Origin of the sequence: Pseudomonas cavernicola, from assembly GCF_003596405.1 — a bacterium.
GTDB classification, from domain to species: Bacteria; Pseudomonadota; Gammaproteobacteria; order Pseudomonadales; family Pseudomonadaceae; genus Aquipseudomonas; species Aquipseudomonas cavernicola.
On record NZ_QYUR01000008.1, the window covers coordinates 81,674 to 103,587 of the forward strand.

The 21,914-nt window shown below is 59.3% G+C and carries 19 protein-coding genes, 3 tRNA genes and 3 pseudogenes; 15 read left to right on the plus strand and 10 right to left on the minus strand.

Annotation, left to right across the window (positions count from 1 at the left end; translation table 11 throughout):
• The first annotated feature begins 12 nt into the window (after nt 1–12).
• A pseudogene (locus D3879_RS22275) lies at nt 13–1,418 on the plus strand (IS1182 family transposase).
• Nucleotides 1,419–1,545: 127 nt separating this feature from the next.
• Here D3879_RS22275 and folD read toward each other — a convergent pair.
• Entirely contained in the window at nt 1,546–2,400 is an 855-nt protein-coding gene (gene folD / locus D3879_RS22280; protein WP_119956427.1) for a bifunctional methylenetetrahydrofolate dehydrogenase/methenyltetrahydrofolate cyclohydrolase FolD, read from the minus strand.
• A 277-nt stretch (nt 2,401–2,677) separates the two neighbouring features.
• On the opposite strand from folD, the gene D3879_RS22285 reads away from it, so the two are divergent.
• From D3879_RS22285 to D3879_RS22295, 3 genes are all read left to right on the plus strand, one after another.
• Nucleotides 2,678–2,754 (plus strand) — tRNA-Arg (locus D3879_RS22285).
• Between the two features lie 31 nt (nt 2,755–2,785).
• Nucleotides 2,786–2,861 (plus strand) — tRNA-His (locus tag D3879_RS22290).
• Nucleotides 2,862–2,917: 56 nt separating this feature from the next.
• Nucleotides 2,918–3,002, plus strand: a tRNA-Leu gene (locus tag D3879_RS22295).
• Between the two features lie 9 nt (nt 3,003–3,011).
• Here the strand turns inward: D3879_RS22295 and D3879_RS22300 are convergent.
• The 5 genes and pseudogenes from D3879_RS22300 to D3879_RS22320 all read right to left on the minus strand — a co-directional run bounded on the left by D3879_RS22300 (nt 3,012) and on the right by D3879_RS22320 (nt 6,301).
• A complete protein-coding gene (locus D3879_RS22300) occupies nt 3,012–4,121 on the minus strand; it encodes a tyrosine-type recombinase/integrase (protein WP_119956434.1) in 1,110 nt (369 codons plus the stop codon).
• On the minus strand, nt 4,007–4,327 hold the full coding sequence (locus D3879_RS27950) for a helix-turn-helix transcriptional regulator (protein ID WP_119956433.1): 321 nt from the start codon (nt 4,325–4,327) through the stop codon (nt 4,007–4,009). Before D3879_RS27950 ends, D3879_RS22300 begins: the two co-directional genes overlap by 115 nt.
• Nucleotides 4,324–4,941: a hypothetical protein gene (locus D3879_RS22310; RefSeq protein ID WP_147411209.1), complete on the minus strand. Its 618-nt coding sequence runs from the start codon at nt 4,939–4,941 to the stop codon at nt 4,324–4,326. Before D3879_RS22310 ends, D3879_RS27950 begins: the two co-directional genes overlap by 4 nt.
• A gap of 352 nt (nt 4,942–5,293) precedes the next feature.
• Nucleotides 5,294–5,466: pseudogene (locus D3879_RS27225) on the minus strand (hypothetical protein); the annotation flags it as partial.
• Between the two features lie 439 nt (nt 5,467–5,905).
• Nucleotides 5,906–6,301, minus strand: a complete 396-nt coding sequence (locus D3879_RS22320; RefSeq protein ID WP_119956430.1) for a cupin domain-containing protein — start codon at nt 6,299–6,301, stop codon at nt 5,906–5,908.
• Between the two features lie 102 nt (nt 6,302–6,403).
• Here D3879_RS22320 and D3879_RS22325 point away from each other — a divergent pair, with 102 nt between their 5' ends.
• A complete protein-coding gene (locus tag D3879_RS22325) occupies nt 6,404–7,015 on the plus strand; it encodes a TetR/AcrR family transcriptional regulator (protein WP_238474303.1) in 612 nt (203 codons plus the stop codon).
• On the opposite strand, the gene D3879_RS22330 is transcribed toward D3879_RS22325, so the two are convergent.
• Nucleotides 7,012–7,587, minus strand: a complete 576-nt coding sequence (locus D3879_RS22330; RefSeq protein ID WP_119956436.1) for a TetR/AcrR family transcriptional regulator — start codon at nt 7,585–7,587, stop codon at nt 7,012–7,014. The genes D3879_RS22325 and D3879_RS22330 overlap by 4 nt on opposite strands.
• A gap of 173 nt (nt 7,588–7,760) precedes the next feature.
• Between D3879_RS22330 and D3879_RS22335 the strand changes: the two genes are divergently transcribed.
• From D3879_RS22335 to D3879_RS22365, 7 genes are read left to right on the plus strand one after another with little or no spacing between them, the layout of a single operon-like run.
• Nucleotides 7,761–8,558 carry a crotonase/enoyl-CoA hydratase family protein gene (locus D3879_RS22335; protein ID WP_119956437.1) on the plus strand — a complete coding sequence of 266 codons (798 nt, stop codon included), beginning with the start codon at nt 7,761–7,763 and terminating at the stop codon, nt 8,556–8,558.
• Between the two features lie 21 nt (nt 8,559–8,579).
• A complete protein-coding gene (locus D3879_RS22340; protein ID WP_119956438.1) occupies nt 8,580–10,355 on the plus strand; it encodes an acyl-CoA dehydrogenase family protein in 1,776 nt (591 codons plus the stop codon).
• A gap of 12 nt (nt 10,356–10,367) precedes the next feature.
• Nucleotides 10,368–12,056, plus strand: a complete 1,689-nt coding sequence (locus D3879_RS22345; RefSeq protein WP_119956439.1) for an AMP-binding protein — start codon at nt 10,368–10,370, stop codon at nt 12,054–12,056.
• Nucleotides 12,053–12,976: an alpha/beta hydrolase family protein gene (locus D3879_RS22350; protein ID WP_119956440.1), complete on the plus strand. Its 924-nt coding sequence runs from the start codon at nt 12,053–12,055 to the stop codon at nt 12,974–12,976. Before D3879_RS22345 ends, D3879_RS22350 begins: the two co-directional genes overlap by 4 nt.
• Nucleotides 12,973–13,707 (plus strand): nitroreductase family protein, encoded by a 735-nt coding sequence (locus D3879_RS22355; protein ID WP_119956441.1) that lies wholly within the window; start codon nt 12,973–12,975, stop codon nt 13,705–13,707. The genes D3879_RS22350 and D3879_RS22355 overlap by 4 nt, the downstream gene beginning before the upstream one ends.
• Before the next feature lie 37 nt (nt 13,708–13,744).
• On the plus strand, nt 13,745–14,578 hold the full coding sequence (locus D3879_RS22360) for an enoyl-CoA hydratase/isomerase family protein (protein ID WP_119956442.1): 834 nt from the start codon (nt 13,745–13,747) through the stop codon (nt 14,576–14,578).
• Nucleotides 14,579–14,588: 10 nt separating this feature from the next.
• Nucleotides 14,589–15,026, plus strand: coding sequence for a hypothetical protein (locus D3879_RS22365; RefSeq protein ID WP_119956443.1), 438 nt, complete (start codon nt 14,589–14,591; stop codon nt 15,024–15,026).
• Nucleotides 15,027–15,647: 621 nt separating this feature from the next.
• Here the strand turns inward: D3879_RS22365 and D3879_RS22370 are convergent.
• From D3879_RS22370 to D3879_RS22380, 3 genes and pseudogenes are all read right to left on the minus strand, one after another.
• On the minus strand, nt 15,648–16,289 hold the full coding sequence (locus D3879_RS22370) for a 2'-5' RNA ligase family protein (RefSeq protein WP_119956444.1): 642 nt from the start codon (nt 16,287–16,289) through the stop codon (nt 15,648–15,650).
• A gap of 111 nt (nt 16,290–16,400) precedes the next feature.
• Nucleotides 16,401–16,517: pseudogene (locus D3879_RS22375) on the minus strand (IS5/IS1182 family transposase); the annotation flags it as partial.
• Between the two features lie 379 nt (nt 16,518–16,896).
• Nucleotides 16,897–17,808, minus strand: a complete 912-nt coding sequence (locus tag D3879_RS22380; RefSeq protein ID WP_119956445.1) for a helix-turn-helix domain-containing protein — start codon at nt 17,806–17,808, stop codon at nt 16,897–16,899.
• 139 nt (nt 17,809–17,947) lie between these two features.
• Between D3879_RS22380 and D3879_RS22385 the strand changes: the two genes are divergently transcribed.
• The 3 genes from D3879_RS22385 to D3879_RS22395 are packed head-to-tail and all read left to right on the plus strand — an operon-like array spanning nt 17,948 to nt 21,754.
• A complete protein-coding gene (locus D3879_RS22385) occupies nt 17,948–19,306 on the plus strand; it encodes a glutamine synthetase family protein (protein ID WP_119956446.1) in 1,359 nt (452 codons plus the stop codon).
• Between the two features lie 49 nt (nt 19,307–19,355).
• On the plus strand, nt 19,356–20,444 hold the full coding sequence (locus tag D3879_RS22390; RefSeq protein ID WP_119956447.1) for a polyamine ABC transporter substrate-binding protein: 1,089 nt from the start codon (nt 19,356–19,358) through the stop codon (nt 20,442–20,444).
• Nucleotides 20,445–20,458: 14 nt separating this feature from the next.
• Complete coding sequence (locus D3879_RS22395; protein ID WP_119956448.1) at nt 20,459–21,754, plus strand: NAD(P)/FAD-dependent oxidoreductase; 1,296 nt, start codon at nt 20,459–20,461, stop codon at nt 21,752–21,754.
• Nucleotides 21,755–21,914: the final 160 nt, after the last annotated feature.

Below are 21,914 nucleotides of genomic sequence, written 5' to 3' on the forward strand. Positions count from 1 at the left end.
GCACGAGGCGTCATCCAAGGAGGCGCGAGACCAGACCAGTCTGTTGGTGCTGGAAGGTTGATTCCCGACGACATCTGGTCCGTGTGATCGATGCCTACGTGGCTCGACTGGACCTCAAGCTACTCGGGTTTGCCAAAGCCACTCCCAAGAGTACGGGGCGTCCTGCCTACGATCCGGCGGACCTGCTCAAGCTGTACCTGTATGGCTATTTCCACCGCATCCGCTCCTCCCGACGCCTCGAAGCTGAATGCCTGCGCAACGTCGAAGTCATGTGGTTGCTCAATCGGCTCAAGCCGGACTTCAAGACCATCGCCGATTACCGCAAGGACAACGGACAAGCGTTCAGCGCGACCTGTCGGGCCTTCGTGCAGTTTTGCCGTCAAGCCGGGCTGATCGCCGGAGAGTTGGTGGCCATCGATGGCAGCAAATTCAAGGCCGTGGCCTCAGCGCGTCGGCATGTGGATCTGAAGAAGCTCAAGCGTCAGCAAGAGAAGCTGGATAAGCGTATCGCCCAGTACCTGGCGGAGCTGGATGAGGCGGACAAGTCCGAAGCCAATGAGGCCGTTGACCGTAGTGCGGTAAAAACGGCGCTGGAGCGACTGCAAGCCAAACAGGCCGACAACCTGACTTGCCAAGCACTGATGCAGGCCCTGGAGCTTGAGCAATTCATCACCACCGAGAGCGATGCCCGGATGATGCGTACCCCTCGGGGTGGGCGCGTCGCTTACAACGTGCAAACAGCTGTGGACGCCGAGCATTGCCTGATCCTGCATCACGAGGTCACACAGGACGGCAACGATACCCAGCAGCTCGAGCCGATGGCTAAAGCCGCCCAGTCCGAGTTGCAGCAGGACGTGCTGACGGTCACTGCCGATGCCGGTTACTCCAACGGCGAGCAGTTCCAGGCATGCGAAGATGCCGGCATTACCGCCTATGTGCCGCCCAACCGGGCAGTTAACAACCGGGGTGGTGATACGCAGCTGTTCGAGCGAAGTGATTTCACTTACGACGCAGAGAGCGACCAGTACCGCTGTCCGGCAGGCAAGTTGCTGACGCTCAAGCAACTGAATCGCGGGGAGCGTATCTACCACGCGGCGATCAGCGACTGCAGCGCTTGCCCGCTCAAGGCACAGTGCACCAACGCCCAGCGTCGCTACCTGAGACGCCATGCCCACGAGGCGGCCTTTGAGCGAATGGAGCAGCGGCTGCAGGCGCAGCCCGAGATGATGGCGAGTAGGCGATCCATCGTCGAGCATCCATTTGGCAACCTCAAACAATGGCTATTTGGTAATGGTCGCTTCCTGCTTCGCCAATTGAAGGGAGCACGAACCGAAATGGCCTTAGCGGTACAGGCCTATAACCTCAAAAGAGCGATCAACGTGCTCGGCGCACGCCACCTCATCGGATTGATGGGCTGATACAGCCTTTTTCTCCCCTGGGTCCGCACACAGCAAAACGCCCCGAACCAGTCGGGGCGTTTGCTTGGTCAACCATTAGTACGTTTTCGCACAGCCTGTTCTGCGGCCTTTTTTGCGTCTGTACGGCTTAGGTGTGTAGATGTTCGGCTGCGTACAGGGTGTTTTCCAGCAGGCAGGCACGCGTCATCGGGCCCACGCCGCCAGGTACCGGGGTAATCCAGCCGGCGCGAGGTAGGGCGGTTTCGTATACCACGTCGCCGACCAGTTTGCCGTCTTCCTGGCGGTTGATTCCAACGTCAATAACGATAGCGCCTTCTTTGATCCACTCGCCTTTGACCAGTCCGGGTTTGCCGGCTGCAACCACGACCAGATCGGCATTGCCTACATGGCCAGCCAGGTCGCGAGTGAAGCGGTGTGTGACCGTTACAGTGCAGCCAGCCAACAGCAACTCCATCGCCATCGGTCGGCCAACGATGTTGGAAGCGCCAACGATGACTGCATTCATGCCGTACAGATCGGCGCCGGTACTGGCCAGCAGGGTCATAATGCCTTTGGGGGTGCAGGGGCGCAGCACTGGGATGCGTTGTGCTAAGCGGCCGATGTTGTAGGGGTGAAAGCCGTCGACATCTTTATCTGGGCGAATGCGCTCCAGCAGCAGGGAGGCGTCCAGGTGCTCCGGTAGCGGAAGCTGGACCAGGATACCGTCGATGCTGGGGTCTTCATTAAGGCTGTCGATCAGGTCGCGCAGCTCAGTCTGGCTGGTGCTGGCCGGCAGGTCGTAGGCCCGGGACAGGAAACCAACTTCTTCACAGTCTTTGCGCTTGTGCGAGACATACACCTGAGAGGCGGGGTCGCTGCCTACCAGGATCACCGCCAGGCCAGGGGTACGAAGGCCCTGTTGGCGACGCTCGGCGACACGTTGGGCGATCTGCTGGCGCAGGCTAGCGGCGATCGCTTTGCCGTCGATTAGTTGTGCGGTCATGACGCTTGGTTAACCATCGGAAATGATTGAAAAAGGACGCGCATTCTCGCATGACAAGCCGGGCGGGCAAAGGCGGCTGGTCAGCAATTTCCCGTAACTCCTTTATCTCACTGAATTTTTTACGTTTTAGTGTTGACGGCAGTGAAAGCTGACTATAACATTCGCCCCGCTTGTCGAGCACAGCCAGACGCTGGGTAAGAAGGCAAGGCGAGTCGATGTTTGGTTCGCTGCAGCCAAAGCTTTAAGTCTGCGCTTCATGCGGAATGCAGATGAATAAGTGCCCGTAGCTCAGCTGGATAGAGCATCCGCCTTCTAAGCGGATGGTCGCAGGTTCGAGTCCTGCCGGGCACGCCAATAGGCTGTTTGGCACAAGTAGCGCAATATGGTGGGCGTAGCTCAGTTGGTAGAGCACAGGATTGTGACTCCTGTTGTCGTGGGTTCGATCCCCATCGTCCACCCCATATTCGAAAAGACGCCAGACCTCAAAGTCTGGCGTCTTTGCTTCAAAGCCTGTTACGCGGACGTGGTGGAATTGGTAGACACACTGGATTTAGGTTCCAGCGCCGCAAGGCGTGAGAGTTCGAGTCTCTCCGTCCGCACCACCTTATAAATCAAGGGGTTACGAGCTTTAACAGCGCTCCTCCTTGATGCGCTGGAACAGCAGCGTGAACTAAACGTGAACTGCCGTGTTCGCGTAGCCCATCCAGTACCCGCACGGCAGCCCTGACCCTGGCCGGCGCCAAATGCGCATACCGCTCGGTCATCATGATGGTCGAGTGGCCGAGTAAATCCCTGACCTCCGCCAGCGCCACCCCAGCACTGATTAAGTGCGCCGCGCAGGTATGCCGCAGATCGTGAATCACCAGGTCATCGATGTGTGCGGACTTGCAGGCGCTGACAAAACCCTGGCGAATGCTTGCCACCCGATCACCTGTTGCCCTGGCAAATACCCAGGGTGATCCCGGGCAAGCCTCTGCCCGATATGCCATCCGGCCCTTCAGGGCATCCATAGCCCCGTCATTCAGCGGGATGCTCCGGCGCTTACCGGCCTTGGTGTGCTGTCCTTCCAAGTAGATCAGGCGATTGACCAGATCCACGCGGCGCCACTCAAGCCCGAGCATTTCCTCCTTCCTGCAGCCGGTGTTGACCGCCAGATGGATAAAGTCCACCAGCAGCGCGCCATTCCTTTGTTTGCTGGCTACCCGACAGAGCGATTCAACCTCTGCCCGTGTCAGCCAGCGCACCCTGCCTTCCGGCTCACGCATCGTCCGACCCTTCACGGGGTTGGGTAGGGCCCATTCATACTCGACATTGCACCAGTTAATGGCTGCCGACAGCGCCGCAAGCTCCCGGTTGATCGTCGCTGCCGATGCGCCTGCCGCATGGCGCTTTGTCGTGTAGGCGCGGATCTGTGGGCCATCCAGGGCATTCATCACCACGCCTGTAAACTGGGCGCGCAATGCTTTAACCCGATGAGTTGTGGTCTCGTAGCTGCGCTGATGCTGGCTGGCGTTGCGCAGGTAGGGGAGCATCACCTCTTCGAAGCTCCGGGGTGGATTCACCCCCCATTCCTTTTCCTTCCAGGCATCGGCCCGCGACTGTTGCTCTAGGGCTTTTGCCGCTGCGAAGTCGGTAGTTCCAGCAGAGCGTCGAGTTCTTTTGCCATCTGATTGTTTGACAAAGATCCACCAGTAGGGTGAATCCGCTCTTTTGTAGGGCATACGGGTACCTCCGTAATGCCGCCCGCGTTGGAGATACTAGCAGCGGCGGCCTCATCGATCATCTGCTGAAGCTGTTCTGCGTGGACGCGAACACCACGTTTCATCAGCCGAACGGATGGGATCAGGCGGTCACTGACCATGCGGTATGCAGTGGTACGGCTGACGCCGAGCATACCTGCCGCCTGCTCAACTGAAATAAGGCTCATGGCAATACCTCGCGGCCGCGAGTATTGCCGGCGGCGCGAGTATGAGTGGTCTCGTCGGCGCTGCGGCAGATGGCGACGATCACGGTGAGCTTGTGCATGACCAGGAATTTCTCGCTCTGCGTATCGCCGTCGTCAGCTTCCACGTAACGGGAGGCCATCGTCTTAATCACCTCATCCAGCCCCACAAGCGCGTCGACCAGGTGCAGCGGCTCGCAAGGCTCCCAGCGCGTCCACAACCCTACCAGGGTGACCGGCTGCGAGTAGCGCGGGCGGTCTCCTATGCCGGCGGGCGGGAGCGCTGACGCCTTGTCCATGCGCTCTGTCGAGGTCGTCAGGGCAAGCGCCCTGATCGCCTTGTCCAGCTGGTGCCAGTGCTGGCTACCCTTACCATGACGTGAATCCAACTCAACTAGCGGGCGGTCGACTGCCCTGGCTGAGACGTGTCGGTTGCTGGGAGAGTCGCAAGGGATGAACCAGCCAAGCCGGTAGAGGGTAAATGGCGTTAGGTCTCGGTGGGACTGGTTGCGGGTTTCAGCAGTGCTGCGGATGAACGCCAGGCGTTCGTCGGCAGTCATCCTTTCCACGGCGGTGCTGGGACGATACTTATTTTTCATTGGGCGCCCTGGTCGTACCCCTGAAAACCAAGGGCCGAAGTTCCTGGTACAAAAGAGAGGAAAAAGGCCCGGACAACCCGGGCACTAAATGTGAGTGCCGCCCTTTCGTTTGGGGCGGTCACCCGTAATCAATCCTAACGATTTAAGTATTAACCAACTCCTGATTTTCTGCCGAAATCTGCTCTGCAGGCCCCGGAATTACTGGCTTTTCAGCTTGCGCGAAGTTGTACCAGGCACCTCGTTGTTCGGTATGTTTGGCCAACCTCGCCGCGATGACTTGGAATGGTTGAACCGTGCGCATCTCCTTGTTGGTGATGCAAGACCATAGGCCGCTTGTTTATCAGGAGGCGCTGACCTCAAGCGCATACACCTCGCCCGTGCCCAGCCGCGGCCAGAACCCACCGCAATCACCACGCCCCGGTTGGGCCGCTCGGCCACCTCTTCGGGCAGCACAATGCTGTCGGTGGTCTTGGTTTTTTCGGGGCAAATCCACAGACCTCTTGGGCTTTTGTCATTGGGTGCAATTTGGGTCTAGTTGAGGGTTGGTTGAGGAGCGTGATGGTGTGCCTTTTAGGATCGGTTTGAGCGCACCGATGAATCGACCCTTTTTTTGTAGACGTTTCTGAACGTCCGCAAAGGGTCCAGGCTGTGTGAAAACGTTTTGAGTGCCAAGCGCTGATCAATCAATGATCAAATTCGGTGCTCTCTCGCGGATTCTATGCAAGCTAGCTCGGATAACTTCTGCAGATTTCGCGTAGCAACGCGAACCTCAGATTTGAGCGGGAGTTTTCACACAGCCTGGGTCGCAAGCAGACCTTCACGACCGGCAGCTAACGACCCAATCAATCAATTTTCAATTCGAGTTGGGTGCATCCACCTGTGAGCGGGGGCGAACAACGGTTCAGGCCAAAACCCGAAGCAGGCCTGCAGATGGCCTGAACACGATGCAAAAATCCATGTGGAACTAATCAGCAACCCCACTGGTAACCACAGTGAATTTCCGGCTGAACTCGAAGACCTCGCAGACCCCCGTGTGCCCAGCCGGAATCGAGACGGCATCGCCTGCGCTCATCTCGAATCGCTCGCCGGTGTCCATGGTAATTGCGATACGCCCCTCGATCAGCACGAAGGCTTCGTCGTTGTCGAAGCGCCAGTCGAACTTCGAAGGTTGCGACGTGAAGAACGCCACGGCTTTGTACGGGGTCTTCACGCCGACGGTGCGTAGAAGCTTCATGCGGGTGTCGGGATTACCTTCGATCACATCATCACCCAGCGGGTAGGCAAGCCAGCCATCGGGGGTATTCAGCGATGCCAGGGCGACAGAATCGATCGGGTTGGGCAGTTGGGAGCGAGCAGTCATCTTCGGAGCCTCGTATCGGAAGAGGTGGATGAACGGCTATGACAAGTGGCATAGTCGAGGCTGAGGCTACACCAAAATATGACAGGTGGCATAATTTTTACGATGAGCACTTCTACTCGTGACCGAATGATCGCCGGGGCCGCGGATCTTCTTCGCCGTAAGGGCATGACAGCGACCAGCATGCGTGAGGTCGTGCGTTACTCGAACACCCCGCGCGGTTCGATTGCGCACCACTTTCCCGGCGGCAAGCGTCAGCTACTCGAAGCTGCCGTCGACCACGCGGGCCGAGAAGTTAGCGAGCCGCTGGCGCAGCTACTGGGCAAGCATGGTCCGGTGAAAGGCTTGGAGATGTTCGTTGCCTTGTGGCGAAAAATCCTTGAAGAGACAGCCTTCCAGGCCGGTTGTGCGGTGCTGGCCGTAGCGGTTGAGCAGTACGCTTCCGACCAGCGCGGCGAGTCGGAGACCGAGCTGGAAGCGCAGATCCAGCTGCAGCTGCTGGACCAGGCCAACGGCATCTTTGTGCAATGGCAGGAAATCATCAGTCATTCGCTACAGGAAGCGGGCGTAGCGGACATCCGCTCTCGCAGCTTGGCACTGCTGGCGATTGCTTCCATCGAGGGTTCTGTCGCGCTGTGCAGAGCCGCTCGCAGTGTGGAGCCGCTCGACCTGATCTGGCAGGAATTGCAACGGAGTTTTGAGCGGGAGTTGACCTAGACGCGAGTTCCCACTAGTTCCAGCTGGCGCAGGCCACGCTCGGTCACTGCGTCTATGTAGCTCGGATCGCCGTAGATACGAGCCAGCAGGATAGCCCCCTCGAAGTCCGCGACCAGTTGCCTCGCCAGTCGTTGCGCCTCCTCCTGGCTGTACCCGGCGCTATAGAGCTTGGCGAACGCGGCAGTCCAGTCATCCAGGAAGCGCCGGATCGGCTCCATAAGCTCCACCTTGCCATAGGTGGCGTCGACCGCGACGACGCCCATCAGGCAGCCAATCGAGTCGTCCTGGAAGAGCTTCTTGGCTTTGCGCCCCATGCTTGTGAGTCGCTCATGCGGAGCCAGGTCTTCATCGAAGGCGATGGAGAACAGCGACTGTTTCAACCGCTCATGCGTCCAGTCCAGCACGTCCCGCAGGAGCGATTCCTTGTTGGGGTAGTGATGGTAGAAGGACGCCTTGGTTAGCCCGCAGGCGGATGACAACGCATCCATGGTGGTGCCGTGGTAGCCGAGGCGCTTGAAGGTATTGGCGCAACGCTGCAGAAGCTCATCGCGTGGGATTTTCAGTGGGCGCACGGGCTACTCCTGCTCTAAATCATGCAGATTGATTCTATGTCATAAGCCTTGGCGTCTCAATTTGACGGTTACCGAATGTTTGTTTAGTTTTTGCAAACCGAACATTCGGTAAGTAATTAAGGATTGCTTGGAAAACCAGGCAGCACCCTTTCATAAAGCCAGGAGAGTCTCCCATGAGCGAAGCAAACAGCGGTCCGGGTCGCGTCACCCGAGAGCAGCGTGGTCATCTGTTCCTTATCGGCCTCGACCGGGCCGGCAAACGTAATGCTTTCGACAGCGCCATGCTGACCGACCTGGCCCTGGCCTTGGGCGAGTACGAGCGCAACGATGAGATGCGCTGCGCCGTCGTGTTCGCCCACGGCGAGCATTTCACAGCTGGCCTCGATCTGATGGAGCTGACGCCGAAGCTGGCTTCGGGTGGCTTCAAGTATCCGGATGAAGGCATCGATCCGTGGGGCGTATCGAAACCGCGCCGCGCTAAGCCGGTAGTGCTCGCCGTGCAAGGCACCTGCTGGACCGCCGGGATCGAGCTGGTGCTCAACGCCGACATCGCCATCGCCGCCAGTAACACCCGCTTCGCTCACCTGGAAGTGCTGCGCGGCATTCCGCCGTCCGGTGGCTCCACCGTGCGCTTTACCCAGGCCGCAGGTTGGACCAACGCCATGCGCTACATGCTGACCGGCGAAGAGTTCGGTGCTGACGAGGCTCTGGCTATGCGTTTGCTGACCGAGGTCGTTGAGCCTGGCCAAGAGCTGGCGCGCGCCATCGAGTACGCCGAGCGCATCGCCAAAGCCGCTCCTCTGGCCATCAAGGCCACCCTGCAGTCTGCCTTCCAGGCGCGCGACGAGGGCGACGATGCTGCGCTCTCCAAACTCAACGAACTGCTGTTCACGCTGATCAAGAGCGAAGACCTGCGTGAAGGCGTCATGGCGATGATGCAGAAGCGTGAACCGGTGTTCAAAGGTCGTTAACTGATAAGGCAGGGGCAAGAGATGCTGCAGTACCAAGCTCCACTGGAGGAGTTCAACTTCCTCGCTCACAAGGTTCTTCGACTTTCAGAGCTGTTGCCTCTGCTGCCAGAGCACCACCATATCGACGCCGACCTGTTCAGGGCCACTCTGGAGGTCGGTGCCGAACTCACCCAAGAGCAGCTGCTGCCCCTGAACGGCAGTGGTGATGCCGAGGGTTGCAGGCTTGAACATGGCGGAGTCATAACCCCACAGGGCTTCAAGTCAGCTTACCGTCTGTTCTACGAGAACGGCTGGCCGGCCCTGACAGTCCCGCTGTCCATTGGGGGGCAAGGCTTCCCAGGAGCGGCAGGCGTCTTCTTTGACGAGATGCTCGCTTCCACCAACCTGTCTTTCAGCATTTTCGCCAACGTGCGCGAAGGTGTGCTTCGTTGCGTCGACCGCTTCGGCGATGAGCGGGTTCGATCCCTCTTCTCTGACAAACTAGCCAGTGGCGAATGGTTAGGCACCATGTGCCTTACCGAGCCGCAGGCCGGCAGCGATCTTGGCCTGATTCGCACGACTGCAGTGACGCAGTCGGACGGCTCCTACCTCCTCAGTGGAACCAAGATATTCATCTCGAACGGCGACCACGATCTGACCGAGAACATCGTTCACCTGGTTCTCGCCAGAACGGAAGGGGCTCCGGCAGGTACTGGCGGCCTCAGCCTATTCGTCGTGCCGAAGTACCAAGGGGATGCTCCTGCCTCGCCCAACGGGGTGTCGGTCATCGCGCTTGAGCACAAACATGGCATTCGTGCCAACGCCACATGCGCCCTGGCATTCGAGAATGCCAGGGGTTACCGCGTCGGTGAATTGAACCGCGGCCTTGCCTGCATGTTCCTGCTGATGAACAGTGCGCGGCTCGCCGTGGGTGTGCAAACCGTAGGCCTGGCCGAGGTCGCTTACCAGAACGCGCTGCGCTACACCCAGGAGCGTTTTCAAGGCCGTGCACTGAACGGGGCCACGCACCCCGATCAACCCGCCGACCCTCTGTTAAGTCATATTGGCGTCAAGTCGAGCCTCGTTCAGCAGCGGCTGTTTATCGAGCCAGCACGCTTGCTCTGCGCCTGGGTCGGCAGCCTGCTCGATGAGGCGCGTTGCCACCCGGACGACACGTGGCGCAAGCAGGCATCGCAACTGGCGGAACTGCTGACTCCCATCGTCAAGGGCTATCTGTCTCATCACGCGGGCACTCACATCGCCTCGGCGCTTCAGCTATTCGGCGGGCATGGCTACATAGTCGAAACCGGCATGGAGCAACTGCTGCGCGATGCGGCCATCTGTTCGATCTATGAAGGCACGAACTACATCCAGTCTCTGGACTTGCTAGGGCGCAAGACCCTGGGTGATCAGGGGCAGCGCTTGGGGATCTTCCTCAGCCACATTCCCGTGCTGGCCGAGCGTCTGCGCCAGCGTCCAGGGCTGGAAGGTGTCGCCACGACCCTGGCTTCATGGGCGGCCGAGTTCGAACCATTGGTTCAGCAAGTCTCGGTCGACACGGTTTTTAACCGGGACGCTGTGGGCTTGGTTGCGCCGGACTTTCTTGAACTGCTGGGCACCGTAGTCTTTGGCTACCTGTGGGCTTGGATCGCGGACGCCGCCGTGCCATCAGCTTCTGGAGAAGAGTTCCCTAGAAGCAAACCTGCTCTGGCCCAGCTGTATTTCTCAGAAGCAGAAGTCCGTGTTCCGTCACTTATCGAGAAGTTGAAGCGCAGTGCATCGCGCCTTGAGCAACTCGAACAGATCCAACTCTGCTAAGGCGGGCCGCAGATGAATCGCCCCAGAAAAGACAATGCAAGACTGAAGCTGGTTAGCGCCCTGCAGGATAGCAATGAGCTTCCCGATCTCGGCGTTGCCACCATCGATGAGCTGCTGCATCGCAGCGCAGCAAGGACTCCCCATGCGCCGGCCCTATCCGCCCTGGGTGCCAGCATCAGCTATGAGGAACTGCAGAATCTGAGCGCTTCGGTAGCGACCTGGCTGATCAATCAGGGGCTGCAACCGGGGGCTCGGATTGCCATTGCGTTACCGAACATGCTCGCCCACCCCGTGGCATGCCTGGGGATCATCCGGGCCGGCTGCACCGCCGTCTGCGTGAACCCTTTGTATACGGCGCAGGAGCTGGCTCAAGTCTTCATAGACAGTGAGGTCAAAGCCGTATTTCTCTTCGAGCCCATGAGTCTGAATGTTCAACATGCCATGCGCGAGGCCGGTGTAAGCATCGCTGTGCGGGTCGCCCCTGGTGACCTGCTGGGCTGGCGGCGCCCGCTGGTCAACTGGGTGGCGCGCCGGCGCCCGGGTGGTGAATCCGTCCGGGTCGAAGGTGCCGTTGCCTGGCGCAGGGTCGTGGCGACTCGTGCTGCCGGTCTAACCCCGCGCTCGCCCCTAACGGCCGAGCAGACGGCCTTTATGATCTACAGCGGCGGCACGACAGGGCAGCCGAAAGGCGTGCCGATCACTCATCGGGCCCTGCTGTTCAATGTTGCCCAGCAGTATTCGGCTCTGCGCCTGCACCTTCTGGGCAAGACCGATTGCGATTACGTGTTGCTGCTCGCCGTGCCGCTCTACCACATCCTCGGTCTGGGCAATCTGCTCTTCACCCTGGCCAAGGGCGGCAAAGCGGTGTTGGTGATGAATCCGCGTGATACCGCAGCCTTTGTCAAAGAGTGGTCCAGGCACCGCGTCAGCAGTTTTCCCGGCGTCAATACGCTCTACAACTCGCTCCTGGAGAACGATGCATTCCGTTCGCTGGACTTCAAGGGGCTGGCCATCTGCCTCGGTGCGGGCATGCCGGTCAGCGAGGCCACGGCCAAGCGCTGGCATGAGGTCACGGGCTGCCATATCACCGAAGCCTACGGCATGACCGAGACCGGGCTGATTGCTTGCAATCCGGTCGGACGCTCTCGCCCTGGATCAGTTGGCCAGCCAGTAGCAGGAATTGAAATTTCCCTACGCGATGACGCAGGCGACGAGGTCACCATCGGGGACGCAGAGATATGCGTGCGCAGCCCAGCCGTCATGGCCGGTTACTGGCGGCGGCCCGAAGAAAACGCGTCCGCCTTCACCAACGATGGTTTCTTCCGCACGGGAGACATCGGTCTCTTCGACCCGGATGGCTATCTACGTCTGGTCGACCGCAAGAAGGAAATGATCATTTCCTCGGGATTCAAAGTGTTCCCCTCGGAGATCGAGCGAGTTCTGAACGCTCACCCTGGGGTGATGGAGTCGGCGGTCGTACCGGCACCTGACGAGAAGGCCGGAGAAATACCCATCGCCTACGTCGTTCGTCGCCAACCCTATCTGGATGAAGCCCACGTGATCGCACACTGCGAAAAGCATCTGGCCAGCTACAAGCGTCCTCGCCGCATCATCTTCCGAGACGACTTGCCCAAGAGCAACGTGGGCAAGATTCTCCGCAAAGAGCTGGTCGGCGCAGAACAGCAGGAGTGCTCTGAATGACTCTGCCTGCTTCAGCAGCCACCTTCTCGGTGATTGATCAGCTGACTCTAGTGACCGACGACGGCTATCGCCTCACCGCTACCCGCTATTCCGCACAGGGGCCATTGAAGGGCAGCCTCATCATGGCCGGTGCAACTGGCGTGCAACAGCGTTTCTATCGCCGCTTCGCCGAGCATGCCAGCAAGCAGGGCTTCAACGTCCTCACTGTCGATTACCGGGGGATCGGAGAGTCCAGACCCAAATCCCTGAAAGGTTTCGAGATGTCCTATCTGGACTGGGGCTTCCGCGACCTGACAGCAGCGGTCGAGTACTTGGACGATGGCAGGACACCACTTTTCTGGGTCGGTCACTCCTTTGGTGGTCATGCCCTGGGTCTGCTGCCCAATCATCACAAGATCATAGCGGCCTATTGCTTTGGTACCGGTGCCGGATGGGCTGGATGGATGCCAAAGTTTGAGGCATTCAAGGTTCGCCTGCTGTGGTCCTGCATCCTGCCACTGATTGTCGCGTACAAAGGCTACATGGCCTGGAGCATGCTGGGGATGGGCGATGACCTGCCGCTGGGTGTCTACAAAGACTGGAGGCGCTGGTGTGCTCACCCCCATTACTTCTTCGACGACCCCGCAATGGCCCCGGTCGCCCGCCTTTACGCAGAAGTCCGCATGCCTTGCATCTTCGCCAACGCAGTGGACGACCCGTGGGCGCCACCTGCATCGCGAGACGCCTTTATCAAGGGCTACCGCAACGCCCAGTTGCTGGCGCGTGACCTTCATCCCGAGACGAAAAAACAGCCCATCGGTCATATGGGTTATTTCCGGGCCTCAGCTACGGAAATCTGGGATGAGGCGCTCAACTGGTTCGCGATACAGAGCGACAGTGCAGCGATGCAACGTCGCTCTGGTAGAGGAGGCGGCCGATGAGCACTGTAGCTCCGCGTACAGACCTCGCTGAATGTGCCGAGATATTCCGTTCCCTGGTAGAGAGCCGACGTGCGGTGCGTCGTTTTACGGCCGAGGCAGTGCCCGATACGGTTATTCGGGACTGCCTGGAGCTTGCCGTGCTAGCTCCCAGCTCATGCAATCTGCAGCCTTGGTCTTTTCATGTCGTACGCAATCCCGATCTCCTGCAACAACTGCAGCATGTGTGTTTGGGCCAGAGCGCTGCGAAAGCCCCGCTGATCATTGCCGTGCTCGCACACCCGAACACCTGGAAACAGGCATGTGCCGATGTACTCAGGCTTTGGCCAGAACCCGCTGTGCCCAAGGCGATTGATCATTTCTACAAGAACAGCGCCCCATTCCAGTACAACCAAGGCTGGATGGGCTGGCGCGGCCTGCTCAAGCGCCAGATGGTCAGGCTGATAGGCCTCAGGAGCCCCGTCATGCGCACTCCTAATAGCCTGGAGCAGATGCGACTCTGGGCCGTGAAGTCGACAGCGCTGGCGGCGCAGAGCTTGATGCTGGCATTCCAGAGTTACGGCTACAGCACATGCCCCATGGAGGGCTTCGATGAGAAACGCTTGAAGCAGGTGCTGCCCATTCAGAAAGGTGCAATCCCAATCATGCTACTCGCAGTCGGGATACCGGGAGAGCGTGCAATCTACAACCCACGCTTACGCTTCCCTCTCGATCAGAGCGTGTCGTGGCACTAAGCATTTGCAGACAACAACAATAATAGGACTACCTGCTATGGCATTTACACAAATCGAATACGAGGCGCACGGTCCGATCAGGGTCATCCGTTTCAATCGCCCGGACAAGCGCAACTGCATCGGGCCAACCACCCACCTTGAACTGGTGGAAGCCTGGACACGTTTTCGCGATGACCAGAGCGCCCTCGTTGCCATCATCACAGGCACCGGTGACAAGGCATTCTGCGCGGGCGGTGACCTGGACGCAGGCTTCGACCTAGTGCCGTCTACTGCAGAGGAGATCGCCGCGCACGACCGCGGTGAGCGCCCCGGCATCCTCGGCCCGAGCCGCTGGACGGACATCTACAAGCCTGTGATCGCCGCGGTGAACGGTGCAGCCTACGCCGGTGGCCTGGAGTGGGCCTGCTTTGCGGACATGCGCATCGCCGAAGAGCATGCCTCGTTTGGCGTGACCTGCCGACGCTGGAACATCGGCCTGGCCGATGGTGGCAGCCAGCGCCTACCGCGCATCGTGGGTATGGGCAGGGCGATGGAGCTGATCCTGACGGGCAAGGTCATTTCGGCCGCGGAGGCACTCAATATTGGCCTGGCCAATGAGGTTGTCCCAAAAGGACGTTCACTGGCGCGGGCGATGGAGCTGGCCCAGTTCCTCTGCACTCTCCCTCAGCCCGCCATGCGCTCCGACAAGGAAGCCGCCATCCGTGGCTATGGCCAGCCGCTGGCAGAGGGCCTGCGCATCGAGGCAGAGTGTTTCAATCGCTCCATCCATCAACCCGAGACCCGCGAGGGGCTGCGTCGCTTTCTTGAGCGTGACCATCCCGACAGACGCGCCGATGCACCCGTCAAAACACCAGGCTTGATCAGGGATTGAGGAGAACAGCATGCGATTTGATCTTCTGCTTCAGATACATCTTTTCGCCGTGGCCTTCTGGCTGGGCGTCGTAGCGGTCGAGTACCTGCTTGAACGCACCCGAGCACAGAGTCGGAATCAGGGCTTCACAGTTGCCAGGCTGCACCGCAAGATCGATCTGTTCTTCGAGATGCCAGCCTTCACAGTGGTGCTTGTTACCGGATTGCTGCTTATCGAACCAGCGCGCTTCGACGGCATTTACGCCTTAAAAGTTGTGGCAGGAGGCATCGCTGTTCTCGGCAATGCACTGTGCCTTGTGCCCGTACTGAAGCGACGAGCATCCGCAGAGACAGACGACCTCGCCGATGTCATTCATCAGTCAAAGATGATCGATCGGATCTCCTTGTTGGCCATCCCGGCTGGGCTGCTAGCACTCGCCTGTGGTGTCTATCTGACGGTACTTCGCTGACATCTTGATACCCTACTCAAGGGGCCGCTTTTGGCCGAAAGCAGTCCTCTACGACCGGCTGCTTTCGGTCAAAAACGGACTGTCAGAACTACGAAATCAGGGGCGATTCAGAATTCGTCCCCCAAGAAAAGCAAAAGCATCAGCATAGACGGCTAAACCTGGGGCTGAGAGAAGGCGAAATAGCCTAAAAATAAAAATCACGCAATATCAGTAAGTTACAGAACGAATGTCCTAATTTTCCCTTATCTCGGCATGACGCCTATAGCACAGGCCAACAAAACTTTTCGCATGGCTTGGGCGATGCTGCGTCATGACACTGATTACCAACCGGGACGGGCAGCGGCCTGATCCACTCACCTTAGGAGAGACACCCCTTCACCACGATTGCGAAGCAACCCGAACGATGGCAAACCGGTCGAACCGGCGTCGGCAAAACCCTCAAATGCCCAGGTGCGAAAAGCGCGGCAAAGCGATTGGGAGCCAGCGCGCGAATAGCCCATCAGGGCCCAGCATCAATACGATGCCGCAATCAGAGGCCGAATATACGTGTGCAGTCGGCACGGGCGCCAAAGCGAAGGGGGCTTGCAATGAGGAGGAGTCCATATAGGACTCTCGCAATAACTAACGTCGCGGTTCACTTGTCTGGTTCTGCCAGAGCATCTTCGCTGCGGTGCCGAAGTTTCCGAGTTGGTAGATAGCCACTCCATCTGCCTTAAATGTGAAGGCCTCATAAGGCTCCGCTTTCATTTGCTTTACAAAATCTTCCTTAGCAATGCCCGCCGTGACGTGGGGCACATAGTTCTCCCCGCTGGACTTCGGAATGAATGTCTCGACCCAACCAATGGTCGTGGGGTTGATCTCGTTACCAACGAAAGCCGCTGCGGTCCCGTCGCTCACCGAAAACGGCGCTACGGCATCAATCACCTTCTGATGCAGGCGCATCAGCTCAGGCGTGCGCTCGACGATGATGGCTGTTACTGCTTGGCGTCCCCAAACTGCATATTCGTAACCCTTCGTCTTCAGCCGCAACTCCGTCGGCCGCTCGGCGACGAGGACCTTCGTGAGCGCGGCGGTCACCGCGTCGAAGTCCTTCGCTCGTACGAAGCGCTGCAACAGCGTGACATGCGGCGCATGCGAAGCGTCCAGCTCATATCCAGCCGGGAAGTTCTCTCGCAACCGAGCGTTGACCGCCCTGGACTTGCCTATCATCGTCAGATCCGGTTGGAGGAGGACGTCGATGGCGATTATGTTTACGCGCAACATGGGAGAGTCGCCTGGAGCTTACATTGGCAGTCGACGAAGCAAGCGTAGTCTAGATAAGTTCGTTGATAAGGATCTTGGCTGAAGCTGCCACTTCACTTACGGAAGAGGTCCTTAGGCTCTGTACGAAAAGTACTGTCGTAAACAGCGCAGGGTGCAGACCAGTGTGACCAAGGCATCAAAAACTCTTGCCAGCTTGTCGTATCGGGTGTCGATACGACGGTTTTCCTTACCTGAGGCGGACCTAACAGACATGCTATGGGGCGATGCCATCATGTCGAGTGCTTTCGAACAGCCACGGCTCTTCGTTCCGGCGGGACTGTTCGAACTGTCTGATCTTGTCAGTCTGTTGCATGGTCAAGCCGATTTCATCCAACCCGTTTAACAGAGAGTCCACGCTATGGCCGTGTCGGGCTACACCTAAAAGCGGCAGATTTCACGGCGCAAAATCATTCCGTGCATGGGACATCATCTTCAATTCCTCTGCCCATACCTGCTTGTCTTGCTTCTCGGTAGGTTAAATCAGTGTTTTCGCGGCGTTTAACCACCTATGTCCCTAAGCCGCTGACACTCGCTTGGTAATTGAAAGATAAGGGATTGGCGCTGCGCTTCATCGAACCCTCTGGATGCGCTTTAAGGTCTCGCTGGGCAATTCCTTGAACAACGCCCGGTAGCTGCTGGAAAACCGCCCCAAGTGCCAGAACGACCAGTTCATCGCCACTTCGGCGACGGTGGTTTCCACGGCCGAGCGCGTCAGCAGTTCGCGATGGGCGCTGTTGAGCCGGCGCAAACGCAGCCATTGCGCGGGGCTCATGCCGGTGTAGGTCTTGAAGGTTTGCTGCAACTGGCGCAGAGACACGCCGGCGACGTTCGCCAGCTCCAGGCCATTGAGGGTTTCGTCGGGGGCGTCGGCGGCCCATTCGCCGACCCGGGCCATGATGGCGCGCTCTTTGGCCCGGCGCCTGCGTGCGCCTTGATCAAGGCACACGCAGGCGTTATCGAGGATGAACAGGCAGTCTTCCAGCAACTGCTGGGTCAGGGCCTCGCGGCTGGGTGGGTCAAAGGTCTGGGAAAGGCGGGTGAGGGTGCCGCTCAGCCAGCGGCTGAACAGGGCGTTTTGCAGGGAATTGAGAGGTGCCATGAACAGCCCCTCAAGGCGCGCGATGTCCAGGCCGTGGCGCTGAACAAATTCCGCCCCGAACACCACGGCCACTTCCCGGTAGTTTTCCGGGGTGATCCAGGTGTTGCGGCTCTCGCCATTGAGCACATACAGGGCGTTGTCGCTGCCATCGAAACAGAACACTAACGAGCCCTTGGGCGCATTGAAATTCTGTTCGACGCGGGTGTTCATCCGCTCCTCGTACACCTGCACACCTTGCAGGTCCAGGTAGCGGATCAGCCCGGCGAAGTGTCCCGGCGACATCTGTTGGTACTGCTGCACCCAACCGGGCGTCGCACGAATCTGCTCGGCCACATCACCGGTGTTGAAGGCCTGAACGTGCAAGGGATTTGACTCTGTCATGCGGCGACCTTGGCGCACTCATTTGGTGCGTTCGACGTTGCGTAAAGTGGATAGATGCAATCAACCGGCTTGCCCAAGATAGACCTCAACGCGCCGCGGGTGAACCGCCGGCGCTAATAAAACCAATAACGAGGTCTTTATGAACGCCCCCTTCGATCAGCTGTCCGCCTGGCTGAAAGAACACAAGATTACCGAAGTCGAGTGCGTGGTCAGTGACCTGACCGGTATCGCCCGCGGCAAGATCGCACCCACCAACAAGTTCCTGCATGAGCGAGGCATGCGCCTGCCGGAAAGTGTGCTGTTGCAAACGGTAACCGGGGACTTCGTCGACGACGATATCTACTACGACCTGCTGGACCCGGCCGATATCGACATGATCTGCCGCCCGGTGGCCACCGCTACTTACGTGGTGCCATGGGCCATCGAACCGACCGCCATCGTCATCCACGACACCTTCGACAAGCAGGGCAACCCGGTCGAGTTGTCGCCGCGCAACGTGTTGAAGAAAGTCTTGCAGCTCTACACCGACAAGGGCTGGCAGCCGATTGTCGCGCCGGAGATGGAGTTCTATCTGACCCAGCGCTGCGAAGACCCGGACTTGCCCCTGAAGGCGCCGCTGGGCCGTTCGGGGCGGGCGGAAAGCGGTCGGCAGTCGTTCTCCATCGATGCCGCCAACGAGTTCGATCCGCTGTTCGAAGACGTCTACGACTGGTGCGAAGCCCAGGGCCTGGACCTCGACACGCTGATCCACGAAGACGGTCCGGCGCAGATGGAAATCAACTTCCGCCATGGCGATGCCTTGCATTTGGCTGACCAGATCACGGTGTTCAAACGCACCCTGCGCGAGGCGGCGCTCAAGCACAACGTCACCGCCACCTTCATGGCCAAACCGGTGGCGGACGAGCCGGGCAGTGCCATGCACCTGCACCAGAGCGTGGTCGACATCGCCACCGGCAAGCCGATCTTCGCCGACGCCAACGGGCAGAAGAGCGAGCTGTTCCTGCACCACATCGGCGGCCTGCAAAAGTACATCCCCAAAGTGCTGCCGATGTTCGCGCCCAACGTCAACTCGTTCCGCCGCTTCCTGCCGGACACCTCGGCGCCGGTGAACGTGGAATGGGGCGAAGAGAACCGCACCGTCGGCCTGCGGGTGCCAACGTCCAGCGCCGATGCCATGCGCGTGGAAAACCGCCTGCCGGGGGCCGACGCCAACCCTTATCTGGCCATCGCTGCGAGCCTGTTGTGCGGCTACCTGGGTATGGTCGAAGGCATCGATCCGAGTGCGCCGGTGGAAGGTCGGGCCTACGAGCGGCGCAACCTGCGCCTGCCGATCACCATCGAGGACGCTCTGACGCGCATGGAGGAATGCGAAACCCTCTCGCGCTATCTGGGGGAAAAATTCGTTCGCGGCTATGTCGCGGTCAAGCGTGCCGAGCATGAGAATTTCAAGCGGGTGATCAGTTCCTGGGAGCGGGAGTTCCTGTTGCTGAGCGTCTGATACCGATCCTTAAATCGAAGAAAAAACTCAAAAAACAAGGGGTGTCGATATGCGGCTATTGAAATCAGTCGTTCCGGTGGCACTGGCGGTGTTGTTCAGCGCCGGCACACAGGCAGAATCCAAGGTCAGTGTGTACAACTGGACCGACTACATCGGTGATACCACCCTCGCCGACTTCCAGGGCAAAACCGGTATCAAGGTGATCTACGACGTGTTCGACTCCAACGAGACCCTGGAGGGCAAGTTGCTGGCCGGGCGCACCGGGTACGACGTGGTGGTGCCGTCCAACCATTTTCTGGCCCGACAGATCAAGGCTGGGGCGTTTCTGAAGCTGGACCGCTCGCAGTTGCCCAACTGGAAAAACCTCGACCCCAAACTGCTCAAATTGCTGGAGAAGAATGACCCGGGCAACGCCCATTCGGTGCCGTACCTGTGGGGCACCAACGGTATCGGCTACAACGTCGACAAGGTCAAGCAGGTGCTGGGCATCGACCATATCGACTCCTGGGCGGTGCTGTTCGAACCAGAGAACCTGAAAAAACTCAGCCAGTGCGGTGTGTCGATGATGGACTCGGCCGATGAGGTGTTCCCGGCGATTCTCAATTACATGGGTATGGACCCGCGCAGTTCGAACCCTGAAGACTACAAAAAGGCTGAAGCCAAGCTGCTGACCCTGCGCCCCTACATCACCTATTTCCACTCCTCCAAATACGTCTCGGACCTGGCCAACGGCGATATCTGCGTGGCCTTCGGTTACTCCGGCGACGTGTTCCAGGCGGCGAACCGCACGAAGGAAGCGAAGAACGGCGTGAACATCGCCTATTCGATTCCCAAGGAAGGCAGCAACCTGTGGTTCGACTTGCTGGCCGTTCCCGCTGACGCCGGCAACGCCAAAGAAGCCCACGAATTCATCAACTACCTGCTGGAGCCACAGATAATCGCCAAGGTCAGCGCCACGGTCGGTTACGCCAACCCCAACCCTGCGGCCAAGCAGTACATGGACGCTGAGCTGGTGAACAACCCAGAGGTCTACCCATCCCAAGAGGTGCTGGACAAGCTGTACATCTCGACCACACCGACACCGGCGATCATGCGTCTGATGACCCGCTCTTGGAGCAAAGTGAAGTCCAACAAATGAATCATGAAAGTGCTATGACAATGTCGGCGGAACATGCCCGCTCGTATTACCTCGCGTCCGCCAACGCCATGCCGCAGTACCCCCAACTGGCATCGGACCTTGTAGCCGATGTCTGTGTGATTGGCGGCGGTTTTACCGGCGTTAATACCGCCATTGAACTGGCCCAGCGCGGGCTCTCGGTGATCCTGTTGGAGGGCCGACGGATCGGCTGGGGAGCCAGCGGCCGTAACGGCGGGCAGTTGATTCGCGGCATCGGCCATGAAGTCGATGGCTTTGCCCGCTATGTCGGTGAAGAGGGCGTGCGCTATTTGCAGCGGGCGGGGATTGATTCGGTGCAGGTGGTGGGGGATCGCATCCGCCGGCACGGCATCGACTGCGACCTGCGCTGGGGCTTTTGCGAACTGGCCAATACCCCGGCGCAATTCGCGGCGTTCAAGGCCGAGCAGGAGGGGCTGGCTGCCCTCGGTTATGCTCATGAAACGCGCATCGTGGAGCCACAGGATATGTCCCAGGTGGTGGGTTCGGGGCTGTATGTCGGTGGTCTGGTGGACATGGGCTCAGGGCATTTGCACCCGCTCAATCTGGTACTCGGCGAAGCGGGAGTGGCCGAGTCCCTGGGGGTGAAGATCTTCGAAGAAAGCCCGGTGCTGGAGCTGGTGCACGGCGAGACGGTGCACGTGCGCTGCGCGGCGGGTACGGTGCGCGCCGGGCACCTGGTGCTGGCCTGCAACGCCCACCTGGAAGACCTCGAACCGCGCTTGAGCGGCAAGGTGCTGCCGGCGGGCAGCTACATCATCGCCACCGAGCCGTTGTCGCCCGACGTCGCGGCGCAGCTGATTCCACAAAACCTGGCGCTGTGCGACCAGAAAGTCGGCCTGGACTATTACCGGCTCTCTGCTGATCGGCGATTGCTGTTCGGCGGTGCCTGCCATTACTCAGGACGTGATCCGGCGGACATCGCCGCCTATATGCGGCCGAAAATGCTCAAGGTGTTCCCACAGCTGGCCGATGTGCGCATCGATTATCAGTGGGGCGGTAAGATCGGCATCACCGCCAACCGCTTCCCCCAGGTCGGGCGTTTGAGCCAGTATCCGAATGTGTTCTATGCCCAGGGCTATTCGGGGCATGGGGTGAACGTGACTCACTGGACCGCGCGGCTGCTGGCTGAGGGCATTCATGCCGGGCACAGCCAGGGGTTGGATATCTTCAGCAAGGTGCCCCACATGACCTTTCCCGGAGGGCGCGTTTTACGTTCGCCACTCCTGGCTTTGGGTATGTTGTGGTATCGCCTACGGGAAACGCTCGGTTAACGCCCAACCTTGCTACCGCGGCCCGCAACTCTGCACGTCAACTGACAGCAACTACCCGCACCATTATCTACACTAATAAACAGTGAGTAATTGACTAACTCACGCTGCTTTGCACACTCCCGCCACCGTGCGCAAGACCTTGCGAGGGATCGGGCGCATG